Source organism: Halobacterium bonnevillei, assembly GCF_009831555.1.
GTDB lineage: Archaea > Halobacteriota > Halobacteria > Halobacteriales > Halobacteriaceae > Halobacterium > Halobacterium bonnevillei.
In genome coordinates, this window is record NZ_WUUU01000346.1 from 1 (window position 1) to 1,144 (window position 1,144).

At 72.8% G+C, this 1,144-nt stretch carries 1 pseudogene; it reads right to left on the minus strand.

Annotation, left to right across the window (positions count from 1 at the left end):
• Positions 1–1,144 (minus strand): annotated as a pseudogene (locus GRX66_RS19195) (GNAT family N-acetyltransferase); the annotation flags it as partial.

The following is a 1,144-nucleotide window of genomic DNA, read 5'->3' on the forward strand; positions in this document are numbered from 1 at the left end:
GGCGCGGTCCGGCGAGCACGCCGGGGATGCGGTCGCGAACCAGGTCGCGTGCCTGTCGTGGAGCCGCTCGCCGAGGTGGGTGAGCGGCGCCAGCATCACCGCCGAGTACTCGCCGCTGGTGTCGTTGCGGGTCGTCGAGAGGTGGACCGTCGAGTAGCCGTTCTCGGCCCAGAACGACAGCAGTTCCGGGGTGGCGCCGTACCCGACGCCCAGCCAGTCCGCGTCGTCCGCGAACTCCGCGCGGACCGCGGCGAGCAGCCGCGATCCCAGGCCCCGGGAGCGGACCGCGTGGTGGGTGGCGATGCGCATAACGCGGTAGCCGACGGGAACCGCGGCGTCCTCGTCGCGCAACTGACTCGTGAGGACGTCCGGGATCATGTTCCCCTTCACGCGAGCGCCCTCGTACATGTCCGCCCGCAGGTCCGCGTCGAGGCCGCCCTCTCGCGCGAGCAGCGCGACGGAGACGACGTGGCCGTCGGCGACGAGCGCGCGCACTGCGAGGTTCGGGGCGTCGAGGAGGCGCGCGAGATCGTTGGGTTCCGTGCGGTAGTGGGCGTACACGAGCAGGCCGAACGTCTCCCGGAGCAGGTGTTCGTCCGCGACAAGGTCGTCGGCTCCGAGCGCCTCGTAGGACGCGTCGTCGACGTCGACGTCCTCGACGAGCGGGTCGACCGCGGGCCGGGCGTCCAGCAGGAGCGCGCGGAACGCCCACACCTCCGCGGGGTCGCCGGCAGCGTACCGGATCGGGTCAGCGAGCGTCACGTCTGTGAGCGCGTGGTCGGTGTCCGCGAGTCGGTCGCGGAACCGGACGTCGAACCCGCGGCCCGCTCCCTCGTAGCCGTGGACCGTGGTCGTGAACGCGAGGCGCCCGCAGTCCAGCAGGGCGGCAAGCAGTCGCACCGGGATGGCCGCCGCCTCGTCGACGAACACGGCGTCGGGGTCGTCCGGGAGTTCTGCGGCGTCCGGGGGCTTCGCGAACCGGATGCGACCGCCCCGCGCCGTCTCGATGGTGTCACCGCTGTCGACGGTCGTTTGCGCGGCGTCGGGTGTATACCGCGCGTCGAGCGTCGCCAGCAGTTCCCGGGCCCGCGCGAACAGTTCGCTCGCACTCCGGCGACCCGGCGCCGTGACGAGCACGTCCAGG